Origin of the sequence: Streptomyces sp. NPDC017991, assembly GCF_044328075.1 — a bacterium.
Classification (GTDB): domain Bacteria; phylum Actinomycetota; class Actinomycetes; order Streptomycetales; family Streptomycetaceae; genus Streptomyces.
The window spans coordinates 215,481-237,235 of the sequence record NZ_JBIRGP010000004.1 but is presented as its reverse complement, the minus strand read 5'-3'; the positions used below and the strand labels follow the sequence as shown (position 1 = coordinate 237,235).

The following is a 21,755-nucleotide window of genomic DNA, read 5'->3' as shown; positions in this document are numbered from 1 at the left end:
TAAGACGCACGTAAGCTACCGGGCCCCACTGACAACTCCGTAGCCCGGAGTGTCTCTGTTTCCTTGATGTGACACTTACTGGCGCTCAAAGCGGGTCATAGCTGCAGCAACTGCCCCGTAGATAACGGCCACCGTGACCACAAGCGCCACGGATCGGCCGTCAGGGGGCAGCATCAGGGCGGCCACTCCCGCGGCGCCGACGAAGGCGACGTTGAACAGGACGTCGTAGACGGCGAAGATCCGGCCACGGAAGCCGTCCTCGACGGACGACTGGACGACGGTGTCCGTGGCGATCTTCGCGCCCTGGGTGGTCAGACCGAGTACGAAGGCGGCGATCAGGACGGGGACCTCGGCGAACGACAGGCCAAGGGCCGGCTCCAGGACAGCGGCGGAAGCCGCGCAGGCGATGATCCAGCCGCCGGGGCCGAGCCGGCTCGCGCCCGCCGGAGTCAGCACGGCCGCGGCGAAGAAGCCCGCTCCGGAGATTCCCACCGCCAGGCCGAGCAGAGCGAGCCCGTCGTCGTCCGGGCCGGACGACCAGGCGTACCGGCAGAGCATCAGCACCATGACCGTCAGCGCGCCGTAGCAGAACCGCATCAGGGTCATCGCGGCCAGGGCCCAGGCGGCCTCGCGGCGCGCGGGCTCGGCCAGGTGACGTACGCCCGCCGCCAGACCGCGCGCCGTGCCGAGCACGGCCGTCCTCAGCCGTGGGCGCACCGACCGCCGTTCGGGTCCCAGCAGATCCGGGGCCAGTCGCAGCGAGGCGAGCGCGGAGCACACGTACAGGGCCGCTCCCACGAGGACGACCGCCGCATCGGAATCGGAGCCGACGAGGCGTACGACGAAGGCGAGGCCGCCGCCGAGGGTCGCGGCGAGTGTTCCGGCCGTCGGCGACAGGGAGTTGGCCATCACCAGGCGCTCGGAGTCGACCACGCGGGGCAGGGCGGCGGACAGACCCGCGAGCACGAACCGGTTCACGGCGGTCACGCACAGCGCGGAGGCGTAGAAGAGCCAGTCCGGTACACCGCTGAGCATCAGAACGGCCGTCAGGGACGCCAGAAGCGCCCGCAGCAGGTTTCCGTACAGAAAGACCTGGCGGCGTCTCCAGCGGTCCAGGAGGACGCCTGCGAAGGGGCCGACGAGGGAGTACGGGAGGAGCAGGACCGCCATCGCGGAGGCGATCGCGGCGGCGGAGGTCTGCTTCTCCGGTGAGAAGACGACGTATGTGGCGAGCGCGACCTGGTAGACCCCGTCGGCGCCCTGTGACAGCAGCCGGACGGCGAGCAGACGCCGGAAGTTCCTGAAGCGCAGGAGTACGCGCAGGTCACTCACGACAGCCATGGGTTACAGCCTCGCACAGGCAGGAGGGTCCCCGGAGCGATGCCCCGGGGACCCTCAACAGCCGTGCGCGGGACGGGCCTTTAGCGCTCGACCTCGCCCTTGATGAACTTCTCGACGTTGGCGTAGGCCTCGTCGTCGAAGTACTGGACCGGCGGGGACTTCATGAAGTAGCTCGACGCGGAGAGGATCGGGCCGCCGATGCCGCGGTCCTTGGCGATCTTCGCGGCGCGCAGGGCGTCGATGATGACACCCGCGGAGTTCGGGGAGTCCCAGACCTCCAGCTTGTACTCCAGGTTCAGCGGGACGTCACCGAAGGCGCGGCCCTCAAGGCGGACGTACGCCCACTTGCGGTCGTCGAGCCAGGCCACGTAGTCCGAGGGACCGATGTGGACGTTCTTCGCGCCCATGTCACGGTCGGGGATCTGCGAGGTGACGGCCTGCGTCTTCGAGATCTTCTTGGACTCCAGGCGGTCGCGCTCCAGCATGTTCTTGAAGTCCATGTTGCCGCCGACGTTGAGCTGCATGGTGCGCTCAAGACGGACACCGCGGTCCTCGAACAGCTTCGCCATCACGCGGTGCGTGATGGTGGCGCCGACCTGCGACTTGATGTCGTCGCCGACGATCGGGACGCCCGCCTCGGTGAACTTGTCCGCCCACTCCTTGGTGCCGGCGATGAAGACCGGCAGAGCGTTGACGAACGCGACCTTGGCGTCGATGGCGCACTGGGCGTAGAACTTCGCCGCGTCCTCGGAACCGACGGGCAGGTAGCAGATGAGGACGTCCACCTGCTTGTCCTTGAGGACCTTGACGATGTCGACCGGGGCCTCGGTCGACTCCTCGATGGTCTCGCGGTAGTACTTGCCGAGCCCGTCATGGGTGTGGCCGCGCTGGACCGTGATGCCCTTGTTCGGGACGTCACAGATCTTGATGGTGTTGTTCTCGCTGGCGCCGATGGCGTCCGAGAGGTCGAGGCCGACCTTCTTCGCGTCGACGTCGAAGGCGGCGACGAACTCGACGTCACCCACGTGGTATTCGCCGAACTGGACGTGCATCAGGCCCGGCACCTTGGACGCCGGGTCGGCGTCCTTGTAGTACTCGACGCCCTGAACCAGCGAGGCGGCGCAGTTGCCCACGCCGACGATGGCTACGCGAACCGAACCCATTCCGGTTGCTCCCTGTGTGTACTCGGTGAAGTCCTGAGCGGACTTCACGTGGCAGTGTCATCGGACGGATCCGGCCCGGGGGTGACCCCGGGCCGGGGCAGGCCGCCCGACTCCCCAGATGTGTTGTCCTGCTGAGCGGAGCCGTCGGGTCCGGGACGCCGATGGTCCCGTCCCGCCCGCTCGCTCTCGATGAGCTCGTTCAGCCAGCGCACTTCGCGCTCCACGGACTCCATTCCGTGGCGCTGGAGCTCAAGCGTGTAGTCGTCGAGTCGCTCCCGGGTGCGCGCCAGCGAGGCGCGCATCTTCTCCAGGCGCTCTTCGAGACGGCTGCGGCGGCCTTCGAGGACCCGCATCCGTACATCCCGTGACGTCTGGCCGAAGAAGGCGAAACGAGCGGCGAAATGTTCGTCCTCGTACGCGTCGGGACCTGTCTGCGACAGGAGGTCCTCGAAGTGTTCCTTACCTTCCGCCGTCAATCGGTAGACGATCTTGGCTCGACGTCCTGCGAGCGGCGCCGCGAGGGCGTCCTCGGAGGTGTTCCCCGGCTCCTCGATCAACCAGCCGTTGGTGACCAGCGTCTTGAGGCAGGGGTAGAGCGTCCCGTAGCTGAACGCACGGAACACACCCAGTGACGTATTGAGACGTTTGCGCAGCTCATAGCCGTGCATCGGGGACTCGCGGAGAAGGCCGAGGACAGCGAACTCAAGGATTCCGGAACGCCGGCTCATCGTCGCCTCCTCTCTGCCGCGGTCCTGCCGTGACGGTCTTTATGCCGAGCTGATGTATCGACTCGATACATCGACACGATAGATCGGTCCTCCCCCTGCGACAAGAGGGGGCACGGTGAACGGCGTCACATCATCGATTCGTAGGGAGCAAGTTGCCTGGTTTGGGGTGAACTTCGGTGCTAGGCAGGTTTTGACGGTGCGTAGTCTGTCCGCCATGCAAACCACCGGGAACCGAGTGACGCCTGAGGACGTCCTTGTCCTCGGTGCGGTACGGATGAATGTAAAAACGACCGCATCCGTACTTCGGGGGGACCGGAAACCAGCCGCCGTTTCCAGGTGCGCTCAGGTGCGCCTGCCCGAGGAGTAATCGTTCGATGAGCGAGCACCGTCGCAAATCGCCGCAGCAGCAGGGTGGCGGACGTGCCGCGGCCCGACGCGGCCAGACCGGCTCGTCCTCCGGCCGCCGTGCGGCACCGCGAGGCGCAACCGAGTCTCCTTCCGATTCATACGACTCGGGGGGTGAAGAACGCCCGTTCGGCAGTCGCGCCGAGGCCCGGCGGGCGTCACAGAGAAACAGCAGCGGCGCCGGTCGACGCAGAGCCGACGACGGCGCGGGGCAGGGAGGCCAGGGGGGTGGCGGCCGACGAGGCGGCCCCGGCGGGCCCACAGGTCCCGGCCGGGGGCGCGGACGTGGGTCCGTACCGCCGAAGAAGCGGATCATCGACTACCCGCGCGCGGGCAGGTACGGGGCGGCACGTTGGATGCCGTCCTGGAAGCTTGTGACGGGACTGGTCATCGGCTTCTTCGGCAGCATGATGGCGGTCGCGGGAGTCGCGTACGCGCTGGTGGGCCTGCCGGACGTCGCCAAGACGGCGGAGGCGCAGAACAACGTCTACTACTGGGCCGACGGCACGCAGATGGTCGCCACCGGTGGTGAGACGAACCGGCAGATCATCGACTACTCCCGGATTCCCAAGGAGATGCGCTACGCCGTCATCTCGGCCGAGAACAAGACGTTCGAGAACGACCGGGGCGTCGACCCCATGGGTATCGGCCGGGCCCTGTTCAACATGGCCAGGGGTGGTCAGACCCAGGGCGGCTCCACGATCACCCAGCAGTACGTGAAGAACGCCATGCTGGAGGACCAGTCGCAGACGATCTCCCGGAAGTTCAAGGAGCTCTTCGTCTCCATCAAGGTCGGCGCCAATGTCGAAAAAGAAGACATCATGGCCGGCTACCTGAACTCGGCCTACTACGGCCGCGGCGCCTACGGAATCCAGGCCGCCGCGCGTACGTACTTCGACAAGGACGCCGAGGACCTCAACCCGAGCCAGTGCGCCTTCCTGGCGGCGGTGCTCAAGGGCGCCACGTACTACGACCCGGCGGGCGCGGAGTCGATCGACCCGTCCGCCACGCCCGCGGCCAACCGCGAGCGCGCGGAGATCCGCTGGCGCTGGATCCTCGGCGAGATGGTCAAGGACGGGCACCTGGAGGAGTCGGTACGCGCCAAGTACCGCGACTTCCCGAAGCTGCAGAGTCCCCGGTCGAACGCCCAGCTGGGCGGTCAGGTCGGTTATCTGGTCGACCTCGCCAAGGCGTACATCGTCAACAACAGCGAGAAGACCGGGATCACCGAGAAGCAGCTTCGTGACGGCGGCTACGAGATCCACACGACCTTCGACAAGAAGAAGGTCGGCCAGCTCGAATCCGCGGTGAAGAAGGTCATCAAGGAGAACATCAAGGAGAAGGAACGGCCGAAGACGGACAAGCACGTCCAGTTCGGCGGGGCTTCCGTGGACCCGGAGACCGGCGCGATCAAGGCCATCTACGGCGGTGTGGACGCGACCAAGCACTTCACCAACAACGCCGACCAGACGGGCGCCCAGGTCGGTTCGACCTTCAAGCCGTTCGTTCTCGCGGCGGCCATGAAGTGGGGTGTCCGCGATCCCGACCTGGAGCCGACGCAGGCCCAGGACGAGCGCATCCAGGTCTCCCCGAAGAGTCTCTACAGCGGCAAGAACAAGCTGAAGATCGAGGACTACGACGGGACGGTCTGGAAGGACAAGGACGAGAAGGAATGGCTGCAGCGGAACGACGGCGACGAGTCGTACAACCCGCCCACCTTCCAGATCGACCTGCGTGAGGCGATGAGGGTCTCTTCCAACTCCGCCTACGTCCAACTGGGCATGAACGTCGGACTGGACAAGGTGCGGGAGTCCGCGGTGGACGCCGGCATCAAGGACGACAGCCTGGCCAGCGCCAACTTCCCGTCCTTCTCCATCGGCACCTCCGACCCGAGCGCGATCCGGATGGCCGGCGCGTACGCCACCTTCGCGGCGAGCGGCAAGCAGAGCGAGCCGTACTCGGTGGACGAGATCACCGACAAGGACGGAACGGTCTTCACGCACGAGAACGCGGCCAAGACGAAGCAGGCCTTCACGAAGCAGGTCGCCGACAACGTCACCGATGTCCTCAAGACCGTCGTCGACAAGGGCACCGGTACCGCGGCGAAGCTGAGCAACCGGCCGGTGGCGGGCAAGACCGGTACGACCGACGGCAACAAGTCCGCCTGGTTCGTCGGCTACACCCCGCAGCTCTCGACCGCGATCTCCATGTACCGCCTGGACGACGACGAGTCCAACAAGAAGCGCGAGTTCCTGGAGATGTACGGAACGGGTGGCCAGGACAAGATCCACGGCGCCTCGTTCCCGGCCGAGATCTGGCACGACTACATGGAGCAGGCGCTCAAGGGCACCAAGGTCGAGCAGTTCCCGACGCCCGAACCCATCGGCACGGTCGTCAACGACGTCGTGGTCCCGACCCCGACACCCACGCCCACCGAGACGGAGGAAGAGGAGGAGAGCGAGTCGCCGACTCCCACTCCGTCGGAGACCGAGACGTCTCCCAGCCCCACCACGAGTGAGTCCTGTGGCGCCTTCGGCTTCGGGTGCGAGGACGACGGTGGAGCCAGCACCGGCGAGACCGACACCGGCGGTACGGACGGCGGCGCGAGTCCCTCGACCTCGGAATCCGAGGAGGAGGACGGCGGGAACAGCAGAGGCAACGGCAACGGTGGCCTGTTCCAGGGGTCCTCGGGCTAGCCGGTAGAAGTTCCATCGACGCGACGTGGTCGCCGGCCCCGGTCGGCGGCCACTCGCGTTTGGGGAGGTCAGGCGCCCCGGCGAGCACGTGCCGGGCCCGAACCCGGCCGCCCTCGGCGTATTCCCGGACACGTACGGCAGGATGTGCGGCATGCCCAGTGCAGAAACGACGCGCGCGAGCGTGCACGAGCCCGATCTGGTGCCGCCGACCAAGGAGGACCCGGTCGCGGCGACCGGCAGTGAACTGTTCGGCGGTCCCCTCGGGCGGCGCGCGCTGACGGGAACGTCCTGGTGGACTCCCGTACGGGTCGTCGCACTCGTCGCGATCGGCATGTTCGCCCTCGGCATGGTGCAGAAACTGCCCTGCTACGACGGTGCCTGGTTCTTCGGGGCCAGCTCCCAGTACACGCACGCCTGCTATTCGGACATTCCGCACCTCTACCAGGGGCGTGGCTTCGCCGACGGGCTCGTGCCGTACTTCGACAAGCTCGAAGGCGACATGGAGTACCTCGAATACCCGGTCCTCACCGGCGTGTTCATGGAGGTCGCCTCCTGGCTCACGCCGGGCAGCGGCAGCATCCAGGACCAGGAGCAGGTCTACTGGATGGTCAACGCCGGGATGCTGATGGCCTGCACGGCCGTCATCGCGGTCTGCGTGACCCGCACCCACCGGCGGCGGCCCTGGGACGGCCTGCTGGTCGCTCTGGCGCCCGCCTTCGCGCTGACCGCCACCATCAACTGGGACCTCCTGGCGGTCGCTCTGACGGCCGCGGCGATGCTGATGTGGTCCCGGAGCCGCCCGCTCGCCTTCGGGGTCCTCCTGGGGCTCGCCACGGCCGCCAAGCTCTATCCCGTGCTGCTGCTGGGGCCACTGCTCGTGCTGTGCTGGCGGGCGGGCAGATGGCGTGCGTTCGGCACCGCCCTGCTCGGCGCCGCGGGCGCCTGGCTGGTCGTGAACCTTCCGGTCATGCTCCTGGCGCCCGAGGGCTGGTCGAAGTTCTACACGTTCAGCCAGGAACGTGGAGTCGACTTCGGCTCCTTCTGGCTGATCCTCTCCCAGCGCGGTGACACGTCGCTCGACACCGACACTGTCAACACGTGGGCTTCGGTACTGATGCTGCTGTCCTGCGCGGGCGTCGCGGCGCTCACGCTGGCCGCTCCGCGCCGGCCCCGCTTCGCCCAGCTGGCGTTCCTGATCGTCGCGGCCTTCATCCTCACCAACAAGGTCTATTCGCCGCAGTACGTACTGTGGCTGATTCCCCTCGCGGTGCTGGCCCGCCCCAAGTGGCGGGACTTCCTGGTCTGGCAGGCGTGCGAGGTCGCGTACTTCCTCGGGATCTGGATGTACCTCGCCTACACGACGAGCGGTGACGCCCACAAGGGACTGCCCCAGGAGGGCTACCAGCTGGCCATCGCCGTCCACCTCCTGGGCACGCTGTACCTGTGCGCCGTGATCGTGCGCGACATCCTCATGCCCGAGCGGGACGTGGTGCGCCGCTCCGGAGACGACGATCCGTCGGGCGGTGTGCTGGACGGCGCCCAGGACGTCTTCGTTCTGGGCCCCGCGGCCCACCCTCCCCGGCACGCGGCGCACTTCGACGGCCCGTACGTGGAGTGGGGCGGCGGCAAGGACAAGGACGGCAAGGATCCAAGTTCGCTCTGAGCGAACAGGAGCGGGGGCAGGCACACGAAAGGCCGTACACGGAGTGCGTGTACGGCCTTTCGCCTGTGTGCGGGCCCGGGCCCGGGCGCGGGACGCCGCGCGGTCAGCGCTCGACGACGCGGTCGAACTGCGTGGTGGTGTGCCGCAGATGGGCCACCAGTTCCTCGCCGACCTTCGGCTCGGGAGCGTCCGAGGGCACGAAGAGGATCGAGACCTGCATGTGCGGGGGCTCCGCGAACCAGCGCTGCTTGCCGCCCCAGACGAACGGCGAGAGGTTCCGGTTGACCGTGGCGAGGCCGGCCCGGGCGACGCCCTTGGCGCGCGGCATGACGCCGTGCAGGGCCTTGGGGGCCTCCAGGCCCACCCCGTGCGACGTACCGCCCGCCACGACGACCAGCCAGCCGTCCGAGGCGACCTTCTGCTGCCGGTAACCGAATCGGTCGCCCTTGGCGACGGGAGAGACGTCCAGGACCGCTCCGCGGTACTCGGTCGCGTCGTGGTCCCCCAGCCACAGCCGCGTGCCGATACGGGCCCGGAAGCGGGTCTGCGGGAACTGCTGCTGCAGCCGGGCGAGTTCGTCGGCCTTGAGATGGCTGACGAACATCGTGTGCAGCGGCAGTCGTGCCGCGCGCAGCCGGTCCATCCAGCCGATGACCTCCTCGACGGCGTCCGAGCCGTCGGTACGGTCCAGGGGCAGGTGGATGGCGAAGCCCTCCAGCCGCACGTTCTCTATGGCGGCGTGCAACTGGGGCAGATCCCGCTCGCTCACCCCGTGCCGCTTCATCGAGGACATGACCTCGATGACGACGCGGGCGCCCACGAGGCCGTAGACCCCGTCGACCGACGAGACGGACCGGATGACACGGTCGGGCAGCGGCACGGGCTCCTCGCCCCGCCTGAACGGCGTCAGCACCAGAAGGTCGCCGCCGAACCAGTCCTTGATCCGCGCCGCCTCGTAGGTCGTGCCGACGGCCAGGACGTCCGAGCCCAGGCGGGTGGCCTCGTCGGCGAGCCGCTCGTGGCCGAAGCCGTAGCCGTTGCCCTTGCAGACGGGGACGAGTCCCGGGAACTGCTCGGACACGTGCTTGTGGTGCGCCCGCCAGCGTGCGGTGTCGACGTAGAGCGTGAGCGCCATGGCCGGACCTGGAACCTTTCTCGTGGCAGCGGTGTAGCAGCGTATGCAGGAGGTACGAAGACCGATTCTGGTGCGTCAGCGGCGCGACATGTAGATGTCGAGCGCCTTGTGGAGCAGTTTGTTGAGCGGGAAGTCCCACTCCCCGAGGTATTCGGCGGCCTGCCCGCCGGTACCCACTTTGAACTGGATGAGACCGAAAAGGTGATCGGTCTCGTCCAGCGAGTCGGAGATGCCACGCAGGTCGTAGACGGTGGCGCCGAGCGCGTAGGCGTCACGCAGCATCCGCCACTGCATCGCGTTCGAGGGCCGGACCTCCCGGCCGATGTTGTCGGAGGCACCGTAGGAGTACCAGACGTGCCCACCGACGACCAGCATCGTCGCGGCGGAGAGGTTCACACCCTCGTGCCGGGCGAAGTACAGCCGCATGCGGTTGGGGTCCTCGGTGTTGAGAGCCGTCCACATGCGCTGGAAGTACGAGAGCGGCCGGGGCCGGAAGTGATCGCGCAGAGCCGTGATCTCGTAGAGGCGCTGCCACTCCTCCAGATCCTGGTAACCGCCCTGGACGACCTCGACGCCGGCCTTCTCGGCCTTCTTGATGTTGCGTCGCCAGAGCTGGTTGAAGCCCTTGTGGACGTCCTCCAGGGACCGGTTGGCCAGCGGCACCTGGTAGACGTAGCGGGGCTGTACGTCGCCGAAGCCCGCCCCGCCGTCCTCGCCCTGCTGCCAGCCCATGCGCCGGAGTTTGTCGGCGACCTCGAAGGCGCGCGGTTCGATGAAGTCGGCCTCGATGTCGCGCAGGCGCTTCACGTCCGGGTCCTGGATGCCCCTCTTGATCGAAGTGGCCTCCCAGCGCCGGATGATCACCGGCGGGCCCATCTTCACGGAGAAGGCGCCCTGCTGCTTGAGGTGCGCGAGCATCGGATCCAGCCACTCGGTCAGATTCGGCGCGAACCAGTTGATGACCGGGCCCTCGGGCAGATAGGCGAGATAGCGCTTGATCTTGGGCAGTTGGCGGTACAGCACCAGGCCCGCACCGACGATCTCGCCGGACCTGTCGTCGAACCATCCGAGGCTCTCGGAGCGCCACTCCGCCTTGACATCTGCCCAGGCGGGGACCTGCATGTGGCTGGCCGCGGGCAGGCTCTGGAGGTACGCCAGATGCTGCTCGCGGCTGATGGTCCTCAGGGTCAGGCTCATTCGGGGCGCTCCTCGGCTGGTGTGTCCCCATGGGTACAGGGGCTCCGGCTCTCGCGCCGAAGCCTACTGCGCCCTGCGAGCGCCTCGTCTGGCCGTATGCGTCCCGGGCCGCGGCCGGTGTGCGGCCGGGGTGCCCCGGGGTGCGGCCGGCCGCCGGGCCGGAGCCGGACGGCCGGCGAGTCGGGAGGGTCGGGATTCGGGAGCCGAGCGAGCCGGGAGTCGGGAGTGGCGGCCGGGGACAGCCGGCTCCCGGCCGCCGTCAGCCGATGACGCCGCCGAAGAGACCGCCGTGCGCCATGCCGAGGAGGAAGCCGACAGCAGAGGCACCCAGACCGAGGATCAGCCCGAATCGTTCCCGGGTGGTCTCGGAGACGAACTGTCCGTACGCGCCGGTGATGATGCCGATCAGCCCCGCCCACGAACTGAGCAGATGGAGGCTGTGGAACATCGCGGAGACGAAGGCCGTCACTCCGAGGACCAGCGTCACGGCGAGCAGCGTGTCCTGGAGCGGATGGGGCTTGTGGTCGGTGGCGAAGAGAGAGCCGGCGGTGTTGGGTCGCAATGTCTGTGCCATCTGGCACCTCCTGCGGAAGGTGGCGCATCGTAGCGCCGTACACACCCGATGGGTACAGACTGACGGTCATCGGGCCCTGATTTCAACCGGAAGCCCGTGAGCGGGTAGTCTGTAGCGTCTGCACCGGTGTCTGCCCAGGCCGCAGCACGGTCCCTCGCTCAGTTCGCTGATCGGCGGTCCGATTGTCAGTGGCTGCCGATACCGTTGCGAACGCATCACAACCCTCCTGCCACGGAACGACCGTGGCCGCTGAGTCCAAAGGAGGTGGGTTACACATGCGTCACTACGAAGTCATGGTCATCCTCGACCCCGATCTCGAAGAGCGTGCTGTCTCGCCGCTGATCGAGAACTTCCTCTCCGTCGTCCGTGAGGCGAACGGAAAGGTCGAGAAGGTCGACACCTGGGGCCGTCGTCGTCTCGCGTACGAGATCAAGAAGAAGCCCGAGGGCATCTACTCGGTCATCGACCTGCAGGCCGAGCCTGCGGTCGTCAAGGAGCTCGACCGCCAGATGAACCTGAACGAGTCGGTCCTCCGGACCAAGGTCCTCCGTCCCGAGACCCACTGAGCATTCCAGCTCAGCTGAACTCGGGCATCGAGTAGCAGCACCAAGCAGCCAGCAGCAAACCCGCCGAGAGGTTCCCCCATGGCAGGCGAGACCGTCATCACGGTCGTCGGCAATCTTGTCGACGACCCCGAGCTGCGCTTCACCCCGTCCGGTGCGGCGGTCGCGAAGTTCCGTGTCGCGTCCACTCCCCGCACCTTCGACCGTCAGACCAACGAGTGGAAGGACGGCGAAAGCCTGTTCCTGACCTGCTCGGTCTGGCGTCAGGCGGCGGAGAACGTCGCGGAGTCGCTCCAGCGAGGCATGCGCGTCATCGTGCAGGGCCGGTTGAAGCAGCGGTCCTACGAGGACCGTGAGGGCGTCAAGCGCACGGTCTACGAGCTGGACGTCGAGGAAGTCGGCGCCAGCCTGAAGACCGCCACGGCCAAGGTCACCAAGACCACCGGCCGAGGTGGCCAGGGCGGTTACAGCGGCGGCGGTGGCGGCGGCCAGCAGGGCGGCAGCTGGGGCGGAGGCTCCGGCGGCGGTCAGCAGCAGGGTGGTGGCGGTGCTCCCGCCGACGATCCCTGGGCGACCAGCGCTCCTGCCGGCGGCGGCCAGCAGGCCGGCAGCAGCGGCGGCGGCGGTGGCTGGGGTGGAAACTCCGGCGGCTCCGGCGGTTCCGGCGGCTCCGGTGGCGGCTACTCGGACGAGCCCCCCTTCTAGGCCCAGGGCCGAAGAGGGTGGGCCGTACCCACACTTCTTGATCAAACAGGAGAGACACACATGGCGAAGCCGCCTGTGCGCAAGCCGAAGAAAAAGGTCTGCGCATTCTGCAAGGACAAGGTCACGTACGTGGACTACAAGGACACGAACATGCTGCGGAAGTTCATTTCCGACCGCGGCAAGATCCGTGCCCGCCGCGTGACCGGCAACTGCACGCAGCACCAGCGTGACGTCGCCACGGCAGTGAAGAACAGCCGTGAGATGGCGCTGCTGCCCTACACCTCCACCGCGCGATAAGGGAAGGGTGACCGAAACATGAAGATCATCCTCACCCACGAGGTCTCCGGCCTCGGTGCCGCGGGCGACGTCGTCGACGTCAAGGACGGCTACGCTCGCAACTACCTGATCCCGCGGAGCTTTGCCATCCGCTGGACCAAGGGCGGCGAGAAGGACGTCGAGCAGATCCGTCGTGCTCGCAAGATCCACGAGATCGCGACGATCGAGCAGGCCAACGAGATCAAGGCGCGCCTTGAGGGCGTCAAGGTCCGCCTGGCCGTCCGCTCCGGCGACGCCGGCCGTCTCTTCGGTTCCGTCACCCCGGCCGACGTCGCTTCGGCGATCAAGGCTTCCGGTGGCCCCGAGGTCGACAAGCGCCGCATCGAGCTGGGCTCGCCGATCAAGACGCTGGGCGCTCACGAGACGTCCGTGCGTCTGCACCCCGAGGTGGCCGCCAAGGTCAACATCGAGGTTGTCGCAGCCTGATCGCTGCGCTCAGCAGAGCTGAGAGAAGGGCCGCACCCCGCGTGGGTGCGGCCCTTCTTGCTGTTCTGCCCTGGTGCTCCAGGCTGACCGACCGGTCCCTTGTTTCACGTGAAACGGGAGCGGGAGCGTCCTCGTTTCACGTGAAACAACAATGCTCCAGCTTCCGTTTCACGTGAAACGTTCGGTCAGCGCGTAGCGCCCGTGACGATCCAGCGGCCCGAGCGGGTCCGCAGCCACAGGGTCAGCATGCGCACGGTCATCATGAGGGTCATCGCCGCCCAGACAGCGGTGAGGCCGCCACCGAGGGTAGGAATGAGCAGCGCCACCGGAGCGAAGACCGCCAGGACGAGCACCATGGCCCGTGCGAGGTACGGGCCGTCCCCCGCGCCCATCAGCACGCCGTCGAGGACAAAGACGATGCCGCAGATCGGCTGGGAGAGCGCAACCATGAGCAGAGCGGGCAGCGCGATGTCGTGGACGGCCGAGTCGCTGGTGAACAGCGGAAGGAACAAGGGCCGGCAGGCGATCACCAGGCCGCCGAGTACGACTCCGACGGCGATGCCCCACTCCACCATGCGTCGGCAGGCTTCACGGGCTCCTTGGGTGTCGCCGGCACCGAGGTAGCGCCCGATGATGGCTTGTCCCGCGATGGCGATGGCGTCGAGCGCGAAGGCGAGCAGGCTCCACAGGGTCAGGATGATCTGGTGGGCCGCGATATCGGCGTCTCCGAGACGCGCGGCGACGGCGGTGGCGATCATCAGCACCGCTCGCAGGGAGAGGGTGCGGACGAGCAGCGGTGCACCGGCCTGGGCGCAGGCGCGTATCCCGGTGGCGTCGGGCCGCAGGGAGGCGCCGTGCTTGCGCGCGCCGCGGACCACCACGAAGAGATAGGCGGCGGCCATTCCGAACTGGGCGATGACGGTGCCCCAGGCGGATCCGGCGATGCCGAGGTCCGCGCCGTAGACGAGACCCGCGTTCAGGGCCGCGTTGGCGACGAAGCCGGCGATGGCGACATAGAGCGGTGTCCTTGTGTTCTGCAGACCCCGCAGCACACCGGTGGCGGCGAGGACGACGAGCATCGCGGGGATGCCGAGCGACGAGATACGCAGATACGTGATGGCGTAGGGCGCGGCGGTTTCCGAGGTCCCGAAGAGCTCCACCAGTGCGGGTGCGGTGGGCAGGAAGACGGCGATGACGGCGGCGCCGAGCAGCAGTGCGAGCCAGATACCGTCCATCCCCTGGCGGATGGCGGCCTGGAGGTCGCCCGCCCCGACCCGTCGGGCGACAGCGGCCGTGGTGGCGTACGCGAGGAAGACGAAGATGCTGACGGCTGTCGTGAGGAGGGCGGAGGCGACTCCGAGACCGGCGAGTTGGGCGGTGCCGAGATGACCGACGATGGCGGTGTCGGCCATGAGGAAAAGAGGCTCGGCGATGAGCGCGCCGAAGGCCGGAACGGCCAGCGCGACGATCTCTCGGTCGTGCCGTCGCCGGGAAGCCTTGGGGGCCGATGGAGCCTGTGTCATGCACATCAATCTAATCTTCCACAGGTAAGAGATGCAACTGTCTAGCAACCCTTACTGGCAAACTCGTGCGACGTGCCACCACACGCCATTCGCATCGATCTTGGCCCGAGTCTGAAAGTTTTTCTTCTGCACAGCCGGTGGATGGGATATGCCCAGGTCAGAGCCGATGTGGAAAACAGGCTGAGTGCTTGTTCACAGGCCTGTCCACCGGGTCGTGCACAGGTTTTGCGGAGTTCTCCACAGCATCGGGGCCGTCGTCCACATGGCCTGTGGATAACCAGATTGGCTGACGGTGCCCGCGGGCCTACCGTGGTGCGGCACCCTCTCCCTCCTCCGTCCTCGGAAACCTCGCAAAACCGACGCGTCAGAACCGGAGTTGGGCGTCTCATTTGTCAGTGTCGTGCCGTAGGAATAAAGGGCACGGCGAGGTCCGCTCGGCGGACGGGAGGAGGTGGCCCGGTGAGTATCTCCGAGCCCTTGGACGACCCGTGGGCCGACAGCGGTCCCAGTGACCGTCTGCCCGCCTCCCGACAGCGCCGCGATGGTGGCGGCCGGGGCAGGGAGGATCAGCACGACCGCGGTTCGGACAGCGGTGGCTGGGACGGCGGGGGGTCCTCCTTCGAGCGAGTGCCCCCACAGGACCTGGACGCCGAGCAGTCCGTGCTCGGCGGCATGCTGCTCTCGAAGGACGCCATCGCCGACGTGGTCGAGGTGCTCAAGGGCCACGACTTCTACCGGCCCGCGCACGAGACCGTCTACGGCGCGATCCTTGACCTCTACGCCAAGGGCGAGCCGGCCGACCCGATCACGGTCGCCGCCGAACTCACCAAGCGCGGCGAGATCACCAAGGTCGGCGGTGCGTCGTATCTGCACACCCTGGTCCAGACGGTCCCGACGGCGGCCAACGCCGAGTACTACGCGGAGATCGTCCACGAGCGCGCGGTCCTGCGCCGCCTGGTCGAGGCCGGTACGCGCATCACGCAGATGGGGTATGCGGCCGACGGCGACGTGGACGAGATCGTCAACAGCGCCCAGGCCGAGATCTACGCGGTCACCGAGCAGCGCACGACCGAGGACTACCTGCCGCTCGGCGACATCATGGAGGGCGCGCTCGACGAGATCGAGGCGATCGGTTCGCGCTCGGGGGAGATGACCGGTGTGCCGACCGGCTTCACCGACCTCGACCAGCTCACGAACGGCCTGCACCCCGGCCAGATGATCATCATCGCGGCCCGTCCCGCGATGGGTAAGTCGACGCTGGCGCTGGACTTCGCCCGAGCCTGCTCGATCAAGCACAACATGCCGAGCGTGATCTTCTCGCTCGAAATGGGCCGCAACGAGATCGCCATGCGTCTGCTGTCCGCCGAGGCGCGGGTGGCCCTGCACCACATGCGTTCCGGCACGATGACCGACGAGGACTGGACCCGGCTCGCCCGCCGGATGCCCGACGTCTCGGCCGCTCCCCTCTACATCGACGACTCCCCGAACCTGTCGATGATGGAGATCCGTGCCAAGTGCCGCCGCCTCAAGCAGCGCGCCGACCTGAAGCTCGTCATCATCGACTATCTGCAGCTGATGCAGTCGGGCGGCAAGGGGCGCTCCGAGAGCAGGCAGCAGGAGGTCTCGGACATGTCGCGAAACCTGAAGCTGCTGGCCAAGGAGCTGGAGCTGCCCGTCATCGCGCTGTCCCAGCTGAACCGTGGTCCCGAGCAGCGCACGGACAAGAAGCCCATGGTCTCCGACCTCCGTGAATCCGGTTCCATCGAGCAGGACGCGGACATGGTGATCCTGTTGCACCGCGAGGACGCCTACGAGAAGGAGTCACCGCGCGCGGGCGAGGCGGACATCATCGTGGGCAAGCACCGAAACGGCCCCACGGCCACCATCACGGTCGCCTTCCAGGGCCACTACTCCCGCTTCGTGGACATGGCGCAGACCTGATCTCTCCCCAGGAGCGACCGGGTCGGGGCCAAATGCGCTCGACGGGGGGCGTCGGGGCAGGTGGACTGGGGTCATGACGACGACTTCCGCGGAAGAACTGCTTCCCGCCACGCGCCGGGCCCTCCTGCACAGAATCGCCACCGCCCAGGCGCAAGGGCGTGCGCCGTCGTTGGTCGCGGCGGTGGTGCGGGGCGGGGACACGGTATGGCACGGGTCCCGCACCTCGGTGGACGGTCATGGACCCGACGAGAACGTGCAGTACCGCATCGGTTCGATCACCAAGACCTTCACGGCCGTCCTGGTACTGCGGATGCGCGACGAGGGCCTGCTCGACCTCGGTGACCCGCTGGAGAAGCATCTGCCGGGCACCGGCGCGGGGGAGGCGACGATCGCCGAACTCCTCGCGCACACAGCCGGGTTGGCCGCCGAGGCGCCTGGCCCCTGGTGGGAGCGCACTCCCGGGTCGCTACGTCCCGAACTCGCCGACGTCCTGGGCGAGCAGCCGCACCGGCATCCGGTCGGCCGGCGATTCCACTACTCGAACCCCGGTTACACCCTGCTGGGCGCGCTGATCGAGGAGCTGCGGGGCGCCTCCTGGAAGGAGGTCCTGCGGAGCGAGGTGCTCGAACCACTGGGACTGCACCGGACGAGCGCGCAGCCGCAAGCCCCTCACGCGGGTGGCTGGGCCGTGCACCCCTGGGCGGACGTCATGCTTCCCGAGCCGGTCGAGGACCTGGGACTGATGGCGCCGGCCGGTCAGCTCTGGTCGACCAGCGGCGATCTGGCGCGCTTCGCCGTCTTCCTCGCGCGGGGCGACGACCGGGTGCTGAGTGCGGAGTCCGTACGGCAGATGCGTACGCCCGCCGCGCCCGCCGAACCGGAGGAGGTGGTGGCCGGTGCCGCGTACGGGCTCGGTATGCAGGTTCAGCACCGGAAAGGCCGGACCCTGGTGGGGCACGGCGGTTCCCTCCCGGGCTTTCTCGCCGGGCTCATGATCAGCGTCGAGGACGACCTCGCCGCCGTCGTGCTCGCGAACTGCACCTCGGGTCCGCCGGTGGCGACGGTCGCCGCCGACCTCGTGCGTATCGTCGCGGAGGCCGAGCCCCGGATTCCCGAGCCGTGGCGGCCACTGCCCGAAGTCGACCGGTCCGTACTGGAGTTGGCCGGACCTTGGTACTGGGGGACGCACGCGTTCGCGCTGCGTCTCACGTCCGACGGGGGTGTGACGCTCGGGCCCCTGGCGGGAAACGGCCGGCGCTCGCGTTTCCGGGCCGAGGGCGATGGGACCTGGACCGGGCTCGACGGCTATTACGCCGGTGAGCTTCTACGGGCCGTTGAGGAGCCTGAAGGGTCGGTGAGCCACCTGGACCTCGGCTCGTTCGTGTTCACGCGTCAGCCGTACGGTGAGGGCGCTCCGGTCCCGGGTGGAGTGGACTCCGAGGGGTGGCGCGGCATCAAGTAGCCGCTTCCCTGTCCGCGTCGCATGGATGCGGCATGCCGAGGGGCGTCCTGTTTCACGTGAAACAGGACGCCCCTCGGCATGCCGTCCAATGTCATGATCCATGGTCCATGACCCGATTCGCCGGGACGGGCCTCAGAGCTGCAGCTTGAACCCGACGTGTGATGCCGTGAAGCCGAGACGCTCGTAGAACCGGTGAGCATCCGTCCGAGTGGCGTCCGACGTCAGCTGTACCAACTGGCAGCCCTTGCTTCGGGAACGGTCCACGGCCCACTCGATGAAGCGGGTGCCCAGGCCGCTGCCCCGCTCGTCGGCCTGGACACGTACGGCTTCGATGATCGAGCGGGTGGCTCCCTTGCGGGACAGCCCGGGAACGATCGTCAGCTGAAGCGTGCCCACGACCCGGCCCTCCCGCACAGCGACGACCACGTGCTGGTTCGGATCTGCGCTGAGGCGTTCCAGCGCGGCCAGGTACGGGGGCAGGTCGTCCGGTGACTCACGCTGCGAACCCAGCGGGTCGTCGGCGAGCATCGCGACGATCGCGGGGATGTCGTCGGCGACCGCGGGGCGTATCTCAAGATCTCCCATGGCGTCAGCCTATGCAGAACGAGAACGGCACAGCCGTGTCCGCGGTGGACCCGCCCTATGCGGGCGCGGGCAGGCTCGCCGACTCCACGACGCGAACCAGCGGGGCAAGCTCGGGGCTCCGGGCCGCCTCGTCCAGCGCCTCCCGAAGGGCCGCGTCGTTGGTGGGCCGAGCCTCCTCCAGAAGCGTGAGCCCCGCCTCGCTGACGTTCGTGTAGATGCCGCGGCGGTCCGTCGGGCACAGGTAGCGCGAGAGCAGACCTCGGTCCTCCAGCCGGGTCACCAGTCGTGTGGTGGCGCTCTGGCTGAGGACGACCGCGTCGGCGACCTGCTTCATCTGCAGATGGCCGCCGTCGCCGTCGTGCTGACGGCTGAGGACGTCGAGGAGCGAGTACTCGCGCACGCTCAGCTCGTGTCGCGACTGCAGGGCTCGTTCGATGTGAGCCTCGATCCTCCCGTGCAGCAGAGAGAGGGCACACCAGCCCTGGGCGAGAGCGGTGAGCGCGGGGTCCGTCGCTGTCATGGCATTTCCTCCGTCCCGGAGTGGCTGACACCAGGATAGGGCACGACCGCAATATACCGCGCTTGCACTTAACCCGCGTCTGCAACTATTGTGGACGCACGTAAAGCGCTCGTGCAATCTTCTGGAAGGTCGTCCCCATGCCTCTCGCGCTTCTGGCCCTCGCGATCGGGGCCTTCGGAATCGGAACCACCGAGTTCGTGATCATGGGCTTGCTGCCCGAGGTCGCCGGCGACTTCGGTGTCTCCATCCCCACCGCGGGCTTCCTCGTGACCGGCTACGCGCTCGGAGTCATGTTCGGCGCGCCCCTCATGACCGTGCTCGGCACGAAGGTGTCCCGCAAGCGGATGCTGATGCTGCTGATGGGACTCTTCATCGTCGGCAACCTGATCTCCGCGGTCGCCCCCACCTTCACCGTCATGCTGATCGGACGCGTGATCGCCTCGCTCGCGCACGGTGCCTTCTTCGGCATCGGTTCGGTCGTCGCCGCCGATCTGGTCGCGCCGGACAAGAAGGCCGGCGCCATCGCCATGATGTTCACCGGCCTGACCGTCGCCAACGTCGTCGGCGTACCGCTGGGCACCCTCATCGGGCAGTCCGCCGGCTGGCGCGTGACCTTCATGGTCGTCGCCGCGCTGGGCGTCCTCGGCCTGGCCGGCATCGCGAAGCTGGTACCCGACATGCCCAAGCCGGAAGGCGTGCGACTGCGTCACGAACTGGCCGCCTTCAAGAACGTCCAGGTCCTGCTCGCCATGGCGATGACCGTGCTCGGCTTCGGCGGAGTCTTCGCGGCGATCACCTACATCGCGCCGATGATGACCAACGTCACCGGCTACGCCGACGGCTCCGTCACCTGGCTGCTCGTCCTCTTCGGCCTCGGCATGGTCGGCGGCAATCTCGTCGGCGGCAGGTTCGCCGACCGCGCCCTGATGCCGATGCTGTACGTGTCACTGGGCGCCCTCGCGGTCGTGCTCGCTCTGTTCACCCTCACCGCGCACGACAAGATCGCGGCGGCCGTGACCATCACGCTGATCGGAGCCCTCGGGTTCGCCACCGTTCCGCCGCTGCAGAAGCGGGTGCTCGACCAGGCACACGGCGCTCCGACACTCGCCTCCGCGGTGAACATCGGTGCCTTCAACCTCGGCAACGCCCTGTCGGCCTGGCTCGGCGGCGTCGTGATCGCGGCCGGCATGGGCTACACCGCCCCCAACTGGGTCGGCGCCGTCCTGGCCGCCGCCGCCCTTCTGCTCGCCGTCCTGTCGGCCGCCCTGGAGCGCCGTGCCGACTCCGCCGATTCGGCGGACCCGGTCGCCGTGACGGCGCAACAGACGCACTCGGTGCAGCAGCAGGCCGTCGTCCACAACTGAGCGTCGGCCGCATTCCCCCACACCGCACCCTCTCGCAAGGAGAAACCCCCTCATGAGCACCACCACCGTCACCCCGCTGACCATCCAGGACGCCGAGGCGCTCGTCACGGCCGCCCGTCGTGCCGCGGAAGCCGCGGACGTCAAGGTCAGCGTCACGGTCCTCGACGCGGGCGGCCACCTGCTCGCCTTCCGGCGGGACGACCGAGCGGTGCTGATCTCGGGCGAGACCAGCACCCGTAAGGCCTACACGGCACTGCAGCTCGGCGCTCCCACCGCGGATCTCGTCGAAGCTGTCCAGCCCGGAGGGCTCTTCCACACCCTGCCGACCGCACTCGACCGCCCGCTCCTGTTCATCGCCGGCGGTGTGCCGGTCCATCGCGACGGCCGCCTGATCGGCGCGATCGGAGTCGGCGGCGGCGCACCGGAGCAGGACCACGGCTTCGCCACCGCCGCGGTGAAGGCCCTCGTCTAGGAAGGCCGGCGACCGGAGCGCCCCGTACCGGCGAACCGCCTGCTCATCCCGAGCGGGCGGTTCGCTCGGTTCAGCCCAAGTTGCTCGGTTCAGCCCGCGGCCACGGTGAGCGGAGCGAACCGCCGCGTCCAGTCGCCGGGCAACTCCCCGATGCCGTACGTCATGACCGCGTTGAAACTCAGGGGGGCGAGTCCGCGCTCCTTGACCCACGCCAGCAATTCCTCATGGCGTACATCGATGTCCGTGCGCAGTGGACGGTCGATACGGGCGGCCAGCGAGGCGATGAGCGATTTCGCCGTCTCGGTGTCCCGGGCGATCAGCGGGCCCACGACATGGTTATCCATGTTGGGCCAGGCGGCTGCGTACCCGATGATGCGGCCGTCCTCCTCGGCGACGCGCAGCTGATCGGAGAAGGCGGGCAGCCGCGTGATCATGTGCGTCCGGTCCGTGCCGAAGACCTCCTCGTCGAGGCGGAGGATCGTGACGAGATCCTCCGCCGTGGCCGCGCGCGTGGCCACCTCGGGTTCCGGGCCCAGAGGGCTGAAGCGGCCACGGACCATCTCGACGCGCCCGATGGTCTTGAAACCCAGTTCCTCGTAGAGAGGGCGCCCGTACGGCGTGGCGTGCAGGGTCACCGGGGTCGTCCCCAGTTCGGCCACGACATGGCGCATGAGGCGGCGCCCGATGCCCTGCCGGGCGTACCGCTCGGCGACCAGCACCATGCCGATGGCCGTCAGATCCGGTTGTTCCCGGGGCCCGTAGGCGGTCACGATGCAGGCGGCGACAAGGCCTCCGCCGGGGTCGTCGATGCCGTAACCCGTCCCGGCCGTGAGCAGTAGACCCCACTTGTGTTCCTCACGGGGCCAGCCCCGGTTCTCGGAGAGGTCGGCGCAGGCGGAGAGATCGCGAGGCGTCAGACGGCGGATGGGCAGAGCGGCGGGGAAAGGAGTCGGCAC

20 protein-coding genes are annotated in these 21,755 nt (G+C 68.0%); 10 read left to right on the top strand and 10 right to left on the bottom strand.

All coding sequences use genetic code 11. The features are described 5' to 3' along the window. Window positions 1–75 precede the first annotated feature (75 nt). The 3 genes from ACH4DZ_RS13780 to ACH4DZ_RS13770 all read right to left on the bottom strand — a co-directional run bounded on the left by ACH4DZ_RS13780 (window position 76) and on the right by ACH4DZ_RS13770 (window position 3,232). Entirely contained in the window at window positions 76–1,341 is a 1,266-nt protein-coding gene (locus ACH4DZ_RS13780) for an MFS transporter (protein ID WP_398287271.1), read from the bottom strand. 80 nt (window positions 1,342–1,421) lie between these two features. Next, on the bottom strand, window positions 1,422–2,504 hold the full coding sequence (locus ACH4DZ_RS13775; RefSeq protein ID WP_398287270.1) for an inositol-3-phosphate synthase: 1,083 nt from the start codon (window positions 2,502–2,504) through the stop codon (window positions 1,422–1,424). A gap of 44 nt (window positions 2,505–2,548) precedes the next feature. Continuing rightward, window positions 2,549–3,232 carry a helix-turn-helix transcriptional regulator gene (locus tag ACH4DZ_RS13770; RefSeq protein WP_398287269.1) on the bottom strand — a complete coding sequence of 228 codons (684 nt, stop codon included), beginning with the start codon at window positions 3,230–3,232 and terminating at the stop codon, window positions 2,549–2,551. A gap of 374 nt (window positions 3,233–3,606) precedes the next feature. Between ACH4DZ_RS13770 and ACH4DZ_RS13765 the strand changes: the two genes are divergently transcribed. Next, on the top strand, window positions 3,607–6,333 hold the full coding sequence (locus ACH4DZ_RS13765) for a transglycosylase domain-containing protein (RefSeq protein WP_398287268.1): 2,727 nt from the start codon (window positions 3,607–3,609) through the stop codon (window positions 6,331–6,333). Window positions 6,334–6,475: 142 nt separating this feature from the next. After that, window positions 6,476–7,996 carry a glycosyltransferase family 87 protein gene (locus ACH4DZ_RS13760; protein ID WP_398287740.1) on the top strand — a complete coding sequence of 507 codons (1,521 nt, stop codon included), beginning with the start codon at window positions 6,476–6,478 and terminating at the stop codon, window positions 7,994–7,996. Between the two features lie 103 nt (window positions 7,997–8,099). Here ACH4DZ_RS13760 and ACH4DZ_RS13755 read toward each other — a convergent pair whose 3' ends face one another. From ACH4DZ_RS13755 to ACH4DZ_RS13745, 3 genes are all read right to left on the bottom strand, one after another. Next, on the bottom strand, window positions 8,100–9,131 hold the full coding sequence (locus ACH4DZ_RS13755; protein ID WP_189771406.1) for an alanine racemase: 1,032 nt from the start codon (window positions 9,129–9,131) through the stop codon (window positions 8,100–8,102). 75 nt (window positions 9,132–9,206) lie between these two features. After that, on the bottom strand, window positions 9,207–10,328 hold the full coding sequence (gene femX / locus ACH4DZ_RS13750) for a peptidoglycan bridge formation glycyltransferase FemX (protein ID WP_398287267.1): 1,122 nt from the start codon (window positions 10,326–10,328) through the stop codon (window positions 9,207–9,209). Window positions 10,329–10,587: 259 nt separating this feature from the next. Next, window positions 10,588–10,902: a hypothetical protein gene (locus ACH4DZ_RS13745; RefSeq protein ID WP_189771410.1), complete on the bottom strand. Its 315-nt coding sequence runs from the start codon at window positions 10,900–10,902 to the stop codon at window positions 10,588–10,590. 275 nt (window positions 10,903–11,177) lie between these two features. Between ACH4DZ_RS13745 and rpsF the strand changes: the two genes are divergently transcribed. The 4 genes from rpsF (at window position 11,178) to rplI (ending at window position 12,932) form a co-directional block, all read left to right on the top strand. Further along, window positions 11,178–11,468 carry a 30S ribosomal protein S6 gene (gene rpsF / locus ACH4DZ_RS13740; RefSeq protein WP_028804085.1) on the top strand — a complete coding sequence of 97 codons (291 nt, stop codon included), beginning with the start codon at window positions 11,178–11,180 and terminating at the stop codon, window positions 11,466–11,468. Window positions 11,469–11,546: 78 nt separating this feature from the next. Beyond that, window positions 11,547–12,170, top strand: a complete 624-nt coding sequence (locus ACH4DZ_RS13735; RefSeq protein WP_398287266.1) for a single-stranded DNA-binding protein — start codon at window positions 11,547–11,549, stop codon at window positions 12,168–12,170. A gap of 60 nt (window positions 12,171–12,230) precedes the next feature. Continuing rightward, on the top strand, window positions 12,231–12,467 hold the full coding sequence (gene rpsR / locus ACH4DZ_RS13730) for a 30S ribosomal protein S18 (protein ID WP_003949403.1): 237 nt from the start codon (window positions 12,231–12,233) through the stop codon (window positions 12,465–12,467). 18 nt (window positions 12,468–12,485) lie between these two features. Continuing rightward, window positions 12,486–12,932 carry a 50S ribosomal protein L9 gene (gene rplI, locus ACH4DZ_RS13725; RefSeq protein ID WP_107020428.1) on the top strand — a complete coding sequence of 149 codons (447 nt, stop codon included), beginning with the start codon at window positions 12,486–12,488 and terminating at the stop codon, window positions 12,930–12,932. 185 nt (window positions 12,933–13,117) lie between these two features. Here the strand turns inward: rplI and ACH4DZ_RS13720 are convergent, their stop codons facing one another. Then, entirely contained in the window at window positions 13,118–14,455 is a 1,338-nt protein-coding gene (locus tag ACH4DZ_RS13720; protein WP_398287265.1) for an MATE family efflux transporter, read from the bottom strand. 459 nt (window positions 14,456–14,914) lie between these two features. Between ACH4DZ_RS13720 and dnaB the strand changes: the two genes are divergently transcribed. Both dnaB and ACH4DZ_RS13710 read left to right on the top strand, forming a co-directional pair. Further along, window positions 14,915–16,396, top strand: a complete 1,482-nt coding sequence (gene dnaB, locus ACH4DZ_RS13715; protein WP_267028153.1) for a replicative DNA helicase — start codon at window positions 14,915–14,917, stop codon at window positions 16,394–16,396. A gap of 73 nt (window positions 16,397–16,469) precedes the next feature. Continuing rightward, entirely contained in the window at window positions 16,470–17,858 is a 1,389-nt protein-coding gene (locus ACH4DZ_RS13710; RefSeq protein ID WP_398287264.1) for a serine hydrolase domain-containing protein, read from the top strand. A gap of 132 nt (window positions 17,859–17,990) precedes the next feature. On the opposite strand, the gene ACH4DZ_RS13705 is transcribed toward ACH4DZ_RS13710, so the two are convergent. Together ACH4DZ_RS13705 and ACH4DZ_RS13700 are read right to left on the bottom strand one after the other, a co-directional pair. Then, a complete protein-coding gene (locus ACH4DZ_RS13705; protein ID WP_398287263.1) occupies window positions 17,991–18,443 on the bottom strand; it encodes a GNAT family N-acetyltransferase in 453 nt (150 codons plus the stop codon). Window positions 18,444–18,498: 55 nt separating this feature from the next. Further along, a complete protein-coding gene (locus tag ACH4DZ_RS13700) occupies window positions 18,499–18,963 on the bottom strand; it encodes a MarR family winged helix-turn-helix transcriptional regulator (RefSeq protein WP_398287262.1) in 465 nt (154 codons plus the stop codon). Between the two features lie 137 nt (window positions 18,964–19,100). On the opposite strand from ACH4DZ_RS13700, the gene ACH4DZ_RS13695 reads away from it, so the two are divergent. Together ACH4DZ_RS13695 and ACH4DZ_RS13690 are read left to right on the top strand one after the other, a co-directional pair. Continuing rightward, on the top strand, window positions 19,101–20,327 hold the full coding sequence (locus tag ACH4DZ_RS13695) for an MFS transporter (protein WP_398287261.1): 1,227 nt from the start codon (window positions 19,101–19,103) through the stop codon (window positions 20,325–20,327). 52 nt (window positions 20,328–20,379) lie between these two features. After that, entirely contained in the window at window positions 20,380–20,799 is a 420-nt protein-coding gene (locus ACH4DZ_RS13690; RefSeq protein ID WP_398287260.1) for a heme-binding protein, read from the top strand. Window positions 20,800–20,888: 89 nt separating this feature from the next. On the opposite strand, the gene ACH4DZ_RS13685 is transcribed toward ACH4DZ_RS13690, so the two are convergent. Further along, window positions 20,889–21,755, bottom strand: coding sequence for a GNAT family N-acetyltransferase (locus ACH4DZ_RS13685; RefSeq protein ID WP_398287259.1), 867 nt, complete (start codon window positions 21,753–21,755; stop codon window positions 20,889–20,891).

Excerpts from the sequence above, each read along its gene's own strand:
- ACH4DZ_RS13745 (WP_189771410.1), bottom strand. The coding sequence starts at position 10,902 with ATGGCACAGACATTGCGACCCAACACCGCCGGCTCTCTCTTCGCCACC.
- femX (WP_398287267.1), bottom strand. The coding sequence starts at position 10,328 with ATGAGCCTGACCCTGAGGACCATCAGCCGCGAGCAGCATCTGGCGTAC.
- rpsR (WP_003949403.1), top strand. The coding sequence starts at position 12,231 with ATGGCGAAGCCGCCTGTGCGCAAGCCGAAGAAAAAGGTCTGCGCATTC.
- ACH4DZ_RS13695 (WP_398287261.1), top strand. The coding sequence starts at position 19,101 with ATGCCTCTCGCGCTTCTGGCCCTCGCGATCGGGGCCTTCGGAATCGGA.
- ACH4DZ_RS13780 (WP_398287271.1), bottom strand. The coding sequence starts at position 1,341 with ATGGCTGTCGTGAGTGACCTGCGCGTACTCCTGCGCTTCAGGAACTTC.
- ACH4DZ_RS13720 (WP_398287265.1), bottom strand. The coding sequence starts at position 14,455 with ATGACACAGGCTCCATCGGCCCCCAAGGCTTCCCGGCGACGGCACGAC.
- ACH4DZ_RS13775 (WP_398287270.1), bottom strand. The coding sequence starts at position 2,504 with ATGGGTTCGGTTCGCGTAGCCATCGTCGGCGTGGGCAACTGCGCCGCC.
- ACH4DZ_RS13765 (WP_398287268.1), top strand. The coding sequence starts at position 3,607 with ATGAGCGAGCACCGTCGCAAATCGCCGCAGCAGCAGGGTGGCGGACGT.
- ACH4DZ_RS13690 (WP_398287260.1), top strand. The coding sequence starts at position 20,380 with ATGAGCACCACCACCGTCACCCCGCTGACCATCCAGGACGCCGAGGCG.
- ACH4DZ_RS13700 (WP_398287262.1), bottom strand. The coding sequence starts at position 18,963 with ATGACAGCGACGGACCCCGCGCTCACCGCTCTCGCCCAGGGCTGGTGT.
- rplI (WP_107020428.1), top strand. The coding sequence starts at position 12,486 with ATGAAGATCATCCTCACCCACGAGGTCTCCGGCCTCGGTGCCGCGGGC.
- ACH4DZ_RS13770 (WP_398287269.1), bottom strand. The coding sequence starts at position 3,232 with ATGAGCCGGCGTTCCGGAATCCTTGAGTTCGCTGTCCTCGGCCTTCTC.
- ACH4DZ_RS13755 (WP_189771406.1), bottom strand. The coding sequence starts at position 9,131 with ATGGCGCTCACGCTCTACGTCGACACCGCACGCTGGCGGGCGCACCAC.
- ACH4DZ_RS13705 (WP_398287263.1), bottom strand. The coding sequence starts at position 18,443 with ATGGGAGATCTTGAGATACGCCCCGCGGTCGCCGACGACATCCCCGCG.
- rpsF (WP_028804085.1), top strand. The coding sequence starts at position 11,178 with ATGCGTCACTACGAAGTCATGGTCATCCTCGACCCCGATCTCGAAGAG.
- ACH4DZ_RS13710 (WP_398287264.1), top strand. The coding sequence starts at position 16,470 with ATGACGACGACTTCCGCGGAAGAACTGCTTCCCGCCACGCGCCGGGCC.
- ACH4DZ_RS13760 (WP_398287740.1), top strand. The coding sequence starts at position 6,476 with ATGTGCGGCATGCCCAGTGCAGAAACGACGCGCGCGAGCGTGCACGAG.
- ACH4DZ_RS13735 (WP_398287266.1), top strand. The coding sequence starts at position 11,547 with ATGGCAGGCGAGACCGTCATCACGGTCGTCGGCAATCTTGTCGACGAC.